At 50.4% G+C, this 10,185-nt stretch carries 3 protein-coding genes; 2 read left to right on the top strand and 1 reads right to left on the bottom strand.

The window, feature by feature from the left end; translation table 11 throughout:
- Window positions 1-150: 150 nt before the first annotated feature.
- Complete coding sequence (locus AAAT87_RS14195; protein ID WP_295023300.1) at window positions 151-1,050, bottom strand: diaminopimelate dehydrogenase; 900 nt, start codon at window positions 1,048-1,050, stop codon at window positions 151-153.
- 613 nt (window positions 1,051-1,663) lie between these two features.
- On the opposite strand from AAAT87_RS14195, the gene ruvA reads away from it, so the two are divergent.
- Together ruvA and sov are read left to right on the top strand one after the other, a co-directional pair.
- Entirely contained in the window at window positions 1,664-2,278 is a 615-nt protein-coding gene (ruvA, locus tag AAAT87_RS14190) for a Holliday junction branch migration protein RuvA (RefSeq protein WP_296974951.1), read from the top strand.
- Window positions 2,279-2,357: 79 nt separating this feature from the next.
- Window positions 2,358-9,959, top strand: coding sequence for a T9SS outer membrane translocon Sov/SprA (sov, locus tag AAAT87_RS14185; protein WP_487250790.1), 7,602 nt, complete (start codon window positions 2,358-2,360; stop codon window positions 9,957-9,959).
- The last annotated feature ends 226 nt before the right edge of the window (window positions 9,960-10,185 follow it).

Below are 10,185 nucleotides of genomic sequence, written 5' to 3'. Positions count from 1 at the left end.
AAATATCAGAGCGTAATATTAACAATTAACAGGGATATTTCCAGCTTGTTTTTAAGAACAGAGAACTGGACACCCTATTTGCTAAACTTTGAATCTGAACCAGTTAAACTAATCATAAAGTTCAATGTTCAAACCTCAAAGTTCAAAGTCTTATACGAGTGTTGCAACGACTTCCTCACGGGTACCTGGCAACATATCGATGACAGGAATCTCTGGCATGGTGTAGCAACCTGGCTGGAGACGGAATGAAGCGCGAGCCACGTTAACCAATACCTGAGCGGTGAGGGCAGGGTTGTTGATGCTCATGTTGAACTCGAAGCGCTGGTTCTGGGTCTTGCCAGATACACCCTTGCGAACGAGGTTCACACCGTGACCCATATCCTTTACATCATCTACTGATGCTACGGCGAATACGTGAGTCTCATCGTGAGCGAAGTAAGGGTCAGCCTTGATTTCTGCTGTTACATCCTCAAGCTTGGCACCTTCCTCCAACTCTACATAAACCATACGGCGGTGGATACCCTCGCCCAATGGGATTGTAACAGAGAGTGCTTCTTTGACACCCTTCTTGCTACGAACGCAAACAGAGTGTCCCATGCTCATACCAGGACCGAAGTTGGTATAGGTCAATCCCTTTGGAGCCAGACTTTCCATCAGAACACGTACGATAGAGTCTGAACCTGGATCCCAACCGGCTGAGATTACGCTCACCTTGCCAGCCTTCTTGCAGTTCTCCATCTGCTTGGTGCGGTAATCAAGAATACCTGTATGGATATCGTAACTATCTACGGTGTTGATGCCGAGTGCAACGATCTTCTCTGCATACTCAGGGCAAGAACGGGTAGGAGTTGCGAGGATAGCAACATCTACATCCTTCAACTTGGTGATGTCATCTACTACCTCATAGTTAGCCAACTCAGCTGGTTTGTCCTTAGCACCCTGGCGACGAACGATACCTGCAATCTCGAAATCTGGAGCGGCTTCGAGAGCTTCTACTGTAAACTTACCGATATTGCCGTAACCTACTACGGCTGCTCTAAACTTTTTCATTTGATGTATTTATTTCTTTTATATTGTTGTTTATTTTGAATAATTCCTTCTAGATATCTATTTCCGGTTGCAAAAGTATAGCTTTTTCTTGAAATACGTGACGTTTTAATAGATTTTTAACTCATAAAACTTGCAAAAGGTAATAAAATCATAGTTTCTAGGTAGAATGACGGGGGAATTGTAAGGGTTCTAGAACAGATTCCTTACAGTTTCGTGATTTCAGGGATTTAAGAGAATGCCTTAGTTCTTCCTATTCTGTTTGTTGATGGATAATGAGTGATTTCTTTTCGCTCCTGATGAAATTAGCTCCTACTCCTAAGAGAAATTGTTCCTGTACCTAATAGAAATCTTCGTTCAGCGACGTTGAATCTCCGTTCGCCGACGTTGAATGTACGTTCAGCGACGTTGAATGTCGGTTCAACGACGTTGAACGGAGATTTCTTCTAGTTCTAAAAACAATTTCCATAGGGGATAAAGGCTTTTTCTTATAGGGGTGTCGGCAATATAATCCAATGCCAGATACAATAAATCCCTATTTCGTGCGTTCATATTATTATAATTAATTTATGAAAGAGGTATAACCAAGTGTTTAAATAGTAAGGAGAAAATAAAAATGATAGAATATATTCATGGCGATCTGACCGAACTGACCCCGGCAATGGCAGTAGTAGAGACTGCAGGAGTGGGGTACGGACTCAATATTTCGCTCAATACCTATACTGCCATTCAGGGCAAGCAGGAAGTAAAACTCTACGTGCATGAGGTTTTGGTGGCAGGTGGAAGAGATGACTCTTTCACCCTTTTCGGTTTTGCCTCCAAGCAGGAGCGCGAACTCTATCGCCAGCTCATCACCGTATCGGGTGTGGGAGGCAATACGGCGAGAATGATTCTCTCGTCGATGTCGCCAAGCGAACTCTGCAATGTGATTTCTACGGGCAACGAGAAGATGCTGAAGACCGTGAAGGGTATCGGATTGAAGACCGCCCAGCGCATCATCATCGACCTGAAGGATAAGATTGTGAGTCTGGGCATCGCCGATGAGCTGCCGGCTAATGGCGGTAATGTGGTGATGGTGAACAATGGGGTCAAGGATGAGGCAGTCAGTGCCCTCACCATGCTCGGTTTCTCGCCGGCACCTTCTGCCAAGGTTGTTGTGGATATCCTGAAGGCGCAGCCTGATCTGCAGGTAGAGCAGGTTGTAAAGCTTGCCTTGAAGCAAATTAAATAACTTCAGGCTGAAGCAAATCAAGTAACTTCTGGCAGAAGTAAATTATATCACTTCTGGCTGAAGTAAATTCAGTAACTTTATGAAGGGGCAAAGAATCTTTTATTTTTTGATGGCTTGGCTGATGGTGGCAACCTTCGGCTACGCCCTCGCTTTGCCTTTTCCGCAGCAAGACAAGAAGCTTCCAAAGCACCAGCCTATTCAGGTAGATGAGGATACGATTCCTGATTCCCTGCTGCATCCCCGTTGGAAAATCCAGCTTACCCAACCTTATTCCCTGAGCGATCTCTATCAGAGTCCGCTCGACCTCAAGCGTCCTGATGCCCTCCGGTATCAGGCCATCTACAATGATACCCTCAACCGTTATGTCATCGGCAACCGGATGGGCAATACCTGGCTTTCGGCTCCCATCATGCTCACTCCGGATGAATATATGAAATGGACGGAACAGAACGAGCGCAATGCCTTCTATCGCCAGAAGAACGATGAAATCTATCAGGCGAAGGGCAAGGAGAAGTTCGATTTCTCTGATATGCACTTCGATCTGGGACCTGCCGAGAAAATCTTCGGTCCCGGTGGAATCCGTGTCAAGACCCAGGGTACCGCCGAACTGAAGTTTGGTATCAACAAGAAAAATATCGACAACCCGTCGCTGCCTATCCGCAACCGCAAGACTACGATGATGAACTTTGATGAGAAGATCAATCTCAACGTGAATGGAAAGGTAGGCGATAAGATGGACCTCAACCTGAATTACAACACCGATGCCACCTTCGACTACGATGCCCAGAACATGAAACTGAAGTATGATGGCAAGGAAGATGAGATTATCAAGCTGGTTGAGGCGGGCAATGTATCCTTTCCCAGCAACTCCTCGCTCATCAAGGGCGCCAGCAGTCTTTTTGGTGTAAGAACCGACATGCAGTTTGGCAAGCTCAAGCTGCAGACGGTGTTCTCGCAGAAGAAGTCGGCTTCCAAGAGTGTATCGAGCCGGGGTGGCGTGCAGCTTACTCCCTTTGAGCTTAATGTGGCAGATTACGAGGAAAACCGTCACTTCTTCCTCTCTCAGTATTTCCGCAGTCATTATGATGCCTGGATGCAGAAACTGCCGAATCTGCTGACGGGTATCACCATCAACCGTGTGGAAATCTGGGTAACCAACAAGACGGGAACCACCACGAATACCCGAAACATCATCGCCCTGACCGACCTGGGAGAAAACGAGAAGGTGAGCAACCCGATGTGGGGAGCAGGAGGAACGATGGTGCCGGCTAACCAGGCGAATACCGAGTATGCATCGATGACTGGTCAGTTTGCCGCAGCCCGTGACATCAACCAGACAGCCTCTGTCCTGGAAGGTGGCGGACTGATAGGCGGTAGCGATTTCGAGAAGCTGGAGAGTGCCCGTCTGCTCAATTTCTCTGAATATACCGTGAACCAGGCGATGGGATATGTTTCGCTGAAGTCTGGTCTTCAGACCGACCAGGTTCTTGCCGTGGCATACGAATATACCTATGGCGGAGTGACCTATCAGGTGGGCGAGTTTGCCTCGGATATCACCGATACCAAGCAGGCTCTCTTCGTGAAGTCGCTGAAGAATACCAGTTGCAATCCACAGCAGGGCAACTGGGACCTGATGATGAAGAACGTATATTATCTCTCTTCGCAGGTGGAAAAGGACAAGTTCCGTCTCGATGTGAAATATCAGAGTGATACAACGGGTGTCTATGTCAACTACATTCCGGAAACACAGGTGAAGAACCAGCCTATCATCCGTGTGCTGGGTGCCGACCGGCTTGATAACAACAACAAGGCGCGCAGCAATGGCTACTTCGATTATGTAGAGGGCTATACCGTATCTAATGGTCGCGTGTTCATGCCGAAGGTGGAACCGTTCGGCAGTTATATGCAGGATTATCTCGTCAAGAAGGGCGTGTCTGAGGAGCAGGCAGAGAAGTATGCCTTCACCGAACTCTATGACAGTACGAAGACCATCGCCAGGCAGATAGCCGAAAAGAATAAGTATCTCATCGTGGGACAGTTCAAGGGTTCGGCAGCCAATGTCATCTCCCTTGATGCCTACAATGTGCCGCAGGGGTCGGTAGTGGTGACGGCAGGTGGCGTTACCCTGAAGGAGGGTACCGACTACTCGGTGGATTACAATGCCGGAGAGGTGACCATCCTCAACCAGAGCATCATCGATGCCGGTACGGCGGTCAACGTCTCCCTGGAGAGCAATACCGATTACGGGCAGATGAGAAAGACGATGGTAGGATTCAACTGGGAGTATGAATTTTCCAAAAATTTCCAGATCAGCGGAACCTTGCAGCATCTCTCGGAACAGGCGCTCACCAACAAGGTGGCGATGGGCAGCGAACCGCTGAAGAATACGCTCTGGGACATCAACCTGAACTGGAAGAAGGAGAGCCAATGGCTTACCAACATGCTCGACAAGATACCGTTCCTGCATCTCACCCAACCTTCCTACATCTCCTTCAAGAGTGAGTTTGCCCAGCTTCTGGCGGGCGAGGCAGGAGGAGTGCAGGACAATGCTTCGTATATTGATGACTTCGAGAATACCAAGGGAACCATCGACGTGATGACTCCTACTTCGTGGGTTATCTCCAGTGTGCCGTCGCTCAACTTCAAGGATGATTACAATGACAAGACGGGGTTGACCAGCGGTTTCCATCGTTCCCGCCTAGCCTGGTACACCATCGATCCGCTCTTCACCCGAAGGGGAAGTTCGCTCACTCCGGGTCATATCAAGAGCGACCTCAAGCAGTTGAGCAACCACTATGTCAGAGAGGTGTATGTAAAGGAGCTTTTCCCTCTGCGCCAGCAGAGCACCTATCAGGGAGCCACCAGCACCCTGAGTGTTCTCAATCTGGCTTACTATCCATCGGAGCCGGGACCTTACAACTTCAATGTATCCGATCTGCAGTCGGATGGTACCCTTGCCAGCCCGTCTCGCAACTGGGGTGGAATGATGCGCAAGCTGGATACCAACGATTTTGAGCAGGCAAACGTGGAGTATATCGAGTTCTGGATGCTCGATCCGTTCATCTATTCCCGAGAGCAATCGGATGCAGCCGACTATGGTGGCGACTTCTACATCAACCTGGGCGAGGTGAGTGAGGATATCCTGCGGGATGGCAAGAAGTTTTATGAGAGCGGAATGCCGGTGGATGGCAGCAACAGCTTCACCTATACGCAGTGGGGTAAGATTCCTACGCAGAGCACCGTGACATACGCATTTGCCACCACCAGCGGAAGCCGTGCCCTGCAGGATGTGGGATTCAATGGTCTGACCGATGCCGAAGAGCAGGAATTCTACAAGAGCGCCTATCTCGACCAGATACAGGGCAAGGTGAACCAGGCGGTGTTCGACAGTATCTTTGCCGACCCAGCCCGGGATAACTATCACTATTTCAGAGGCTCTGACTGGGATGAGATGCGTGCGCCCATCCTTCACCGATACAAGTACATCAACAACCCTCAGGGCAATTCGCCTGACAGCGAAAGCCGTACCGAGAGTTATGATACCTCCTATAAATCTACACCGGATGTGGAGGACATCAACCAGGACTATACGCTGAACGAATATGAGAAGTATTTCCAGTATCACGTCAGCATCCGTCCGGAAGATCTCGTGGTGGGCAGCAACTTCATCGTGGATAAGCGCGAATACACCCAGACTTGGCGAGACAACACGAAATCTACGGTTACCTGGTATCAGTTCCGCATTCCTGTGGATGAGTTTGAGAAGCGCCAGGGAAACATCAACGATTTCTCCAGCATCCGCTTCATGCGAATGTTCCTCACCAACTTCAAGAAGCCTATCGTGCTCCGTTTCGGTACGCTCGACCTGGTGCACAGCAAGTGGCGTACCTACGACCAGCCGTTGGGTGCAGCCAGTGGCGGAACCTTGGAGGCGAGTGCAGTCAGTCTGGAGGAAAATGCCGAGAAGACACCGGTCAACTATGTGCTTCCTCCGGGTATCAGCCGCGAGCAGGACCCATCGCAGCCACAGCTTGTCGAGGCAAACGAGCAGGCGCTGAGTCTGGTGGTAAAGGATCTGACCCATGGCGAGGCAAAGGCGGTATATAAGAACTCTACCCTCGATCTCCGCCAGTACAAGCGCATCCAGATGTTTACCCATGCCAATGCGCTGGAGCAGAACGCCACCAATCTGAAGAACGACCAGCTGGCGGTCTTCATCCGTCTGGGCAGCGACTATAAGAACAATTACTATGAGTATGAGATTCCGCTCAAGCTGACCGAACCTCGCAACAATTATAACCGCAACAGTTCTGCCGACAGAAAGCTGGTCTGGCCGGAGGAGAATATGCTCAATGTAAACCTGAGCGTATTTACCAACCTCAAGAAGGAGCGCAACAAGGCGAAGGCTGCTGGCATGGCTTCCTATATGGCACCTTATATGATGATGGATGCTGAACATCCGGGCAACCGGATCACCATCGTGGGCAATCCGAGCCTGGGCGAGGTAAAGACGCTGATGATAGGTGTGAGAAACAATTCGGATGAGGTGAAGAGTGGAGAAGTCTGGGTCAACGAACTCCGGCTTCTGGAGCATAACAACAAGGGCGGATGGGCTGCCAATGCCAATCTGAACGTGCAGCTCTCCGACCTGGGTAGCGTGAATGCCACCGGCCGCTATATGAGCGAAGGCTTCGGCGGTCTGGAAGACGGCGTGGCTAGCCGCAGTACCGATAATTATGGTGCCTATAGCGTGACCACCTCGTTGGAGATGGGTAAGTTCTTCCCCGACAAGGCGAAGGTGAGCATACCTTTATATTATAGTGTGACGAAGGAGAAGACCTCTCCGAAATACAATCCGCTGGATACGGATATGGAACTGAAGGATGCACTGGATGCCGCCGGTTCGAAGGCTGAGCGGGACTCTATCGAGAACATCGCCGTGACCAAAGTTACCCAGACCAACTTCTCGGTATCCAATGCCCGGGTAGGTATCGCCACCCGACGTCATCCGATGCCTTACGATCCAGCCAACTTCTCGTTTACCTACAGTCATGCCCATCAGCATACCACGGGTGAGACCACGGTCTTCGAGAATCGGGACAACTGGCGCGGAGCTCTGGATTATTCCTGGATACCGGTCTATAAGGCGTGGGAACCTTTCAAGAAGTGGAAGAACAAGAGCAAATGGCTCGACATCCTGAAGCGGTTCGGATTAAACTGGCTGCCTCAGAACATCGCCTTCAATACGGAGATGACGCACGAGACCTATGAGCTGCAGGAACGCGATATGGAGAGTACGCTCAATTCGCAGCTGCCGCTCACCGTGAGCGACCAGTTCCTCTGGAACCGCGAGTTTTCTCTGCGCTGGGATCTGACCAAGAACCTGCACATGAACTTCCAGAGTGCCACCCATGCACAGGTAGATGTGCCTTATCCGGATGTGAATGCCGATCTCTATGCCGACCAGTATCATGCCTGGAAGGATTCGGTGTATCGGAGTTCGGTATGGCAGAGTGTGAAGAGCTGGGGTACGCCGCTCGACTACAGTCAGAACTTCACGGCATCCTATAAGTTGCCTATCCATCTGCTACCAGTCTTCGACTGGGTGAATACCGATGCCTCCTACAACGCCAACTATACTTGGGAGCGAGGTACGGAGGATGAGAACGGCAACTCGTATGGCAATACCATCAACACCCAGCGCGAGCTGACGATTAACGGAAGCTTCGACCTGGTGCGCCTCTACAACCACATCCCATTCCTCAAGAAGGTGAATGACCGATTCAACCGCTCGATAAGCAGGAGTGAGATAGAGAGGAAGAAGAAGGAGAAGGAAGCCAGGCGGAAGCAGGCTTTGCTGAAGAATGCCCAGCAGAAGAATGATATGCAGAAGAATGGACTGCAGAAAGATAATATGCAGAAGTATGGGCAGAAGAATCAGGTAGATCTGGCGAAGGCGCTTCCGAAAAACAGGAAGGCTTTTGAGAAGGAAATCACCCTCCTGCCGGATACTTCCCTGCTCATCAGACATGGCAAGAACAGCAAGCGACTCATCATTTCTGCTAAGACGGAGGATGGAAAGGTGTATCATCTGAAATATAAAAAGGTGGATAACAACCAGATCCGTATCAAGTCGAAGGTGGATAGCATGATGAAGCTGAAGATTACGGTGATGCCGAAAGAGCCGCTCGATAACGAAAGATGGTATCGGACAGCCCAGACGGCAGCCCGACTGGCAATGATGCTGCGCAAGGTGAGCTTCACCTACCGCAACAACTATCAGATGCTTCTGCCGGGCTTTACTCCTAACGTGGGTGATGCCTTCGGACAGAAGAAAGTGGGAACGATGGCGCCGGGACTGGATTTCGCCTTCGGACTGGTGGATGACAGCTATATCGGAAAGGCAAGAGACAACGACTGGCTGCTCTGCAACGACTCGATCGCTACGCCGGCTACTACCAGCAAGACCGAGAATCTGCAGCTGCGTGCCACCCTGGAACCAGTCAGGGATTTCAAGATAGACCTTTCTGCCACCCGCACCATGACCACGCAAAAGAGCATACAGTATATGTATGAGGGTACACCGACCACCCAGAGCGGAACTTTCCAGATGACTACCATCTCGCTGAGTTCGGCTTTCGAGGGAATCGGAAATGCCAACAGTGGTTATCGCAGCAGGACTTTCGAGAAGTTTGTCAACTCGCTCGATGGTTTCCGCCAGCGGGTGGAGTCGCAGTATGCCGGAACGGTATATCCTGTGGGTTCTACCTTGGGTGGAGGCAAGTATGATGCTTCCCGCACACCGGTTAATCCGTATAGTGGTGATGTGATGATTCCTGCATTCCTCAATGCCTATACCTCGATGGGCGGTAGTTCGCTCTCCATCTTCCCGGCATTGAGCCGGCTCTTGCCAAACTGGACGGTGCGCTATAGTGGCTTGGGCAAGTTGCCTTGGTTCCGCGAGCACTTCAAGAGTGTGAACATCAACCACGCCTACAAGAGCATCTTTGCCGTGGGCAGTTATAGCAGCTACAGTACCTATCAGGAGTATATGAATGGTCTGGGCTTCGTGACGGATGCCTCTACGGGCAATCCATCGCCTAGCAGCATGTTCAATGTTTCTCAGGTGAGCATCAACGAGGCATTCTCGCCATTGCTCGGTATGGATGTAACGCTGAACAACAATATGACTATCAAGGGTGAGTATCGCCAGACCCGAGTGCTGAACCTCAGTATGACGAGTGTACAGGTGAACGAGGCGCTGAGCAAAGACTGGGTGGTAGGTATGGGCTATCGCATCAACAATTTCAATCTCTTCGGTGCTCCAAAGGCACACAAGGTGAAGGGAAGAACGGGTGCCCAGCAGAACAGCAGAAACGGAAGCAAGGGCAAGAATCAGACCCGGAACTATGGCCCTAATCACGACTTGAACCTCCGTCTCGACTTCAGTTTCCGCAAGCAGGCAGCCATCGTCCGTGATATAACCACGATGACGAGCAGCGCCAGCAGCGGCAACAATGCCTTGAAGCTGAGTTTCACGGCTGATTATACCTTGAGTAAGATGCTTACCATGAGTTTCTACTATGATCGCCAGACCAATACGCCGCTCTTGTCGAGCAGCAGTTATCCGACGACCACGCAGGATTTCGGTCTGAGCATCAAGTTCTCGCTGACGAGATGATGTTTTTATCGCCCAACTGCGGTGCAAAGGTACAATAAAAAAGACATTGTGTTTTGCAAGGTTGTGAGGGTGTGTCATAAGTCTAAATAATGGCAGCCGAGGACGGGCTGAAAGCCCAAAAGCTCTTAGCCCAGGGCAGCGCCCTGGGTAATGTTGGCAAAAAACAAAGTCGCCCTGAAAGGGCAAAAGCTTTCAATTTCAAAGCTTTTGCCCTTTCAGGGATCGG

Origin of the sequence: Segatella sinensis (assembly GCF_040095255.1) — a bacterium.
Lineage (GTDB): Bacteria > Bacteroidota > Bacteroidia > Bacteroidales > Bacteroidaceae > Prevotella > Prevotella sinensis.
This window is presented reverse-complemented; position numbering and strand designations above follow the sequence as displayed.

Bases quoted from the DNA above. Each gene is read 5' to 3' on its own strand.
- sov (WP_487250790.1), top strand. From the start codon at position 2,358: ATGAAGGGGCAAAGAATCTTTTATTTTTTGATGGCTTGGCTGATGGTG.
- ruvA (WP_296974951.1), top strand. From the start codon at position 1,664: ATGATAGAATATATTCATGGCGATCTGACCGAACTGACCCCGGCAATG.
- AAAT87_RS14195 (WP_295023300.1), bottom strand. From the start codon at position 1,050: ATGAAAAAGTTTAGAGCAGCCGTAGTAGGTTACGGCAATATCGGTAAG.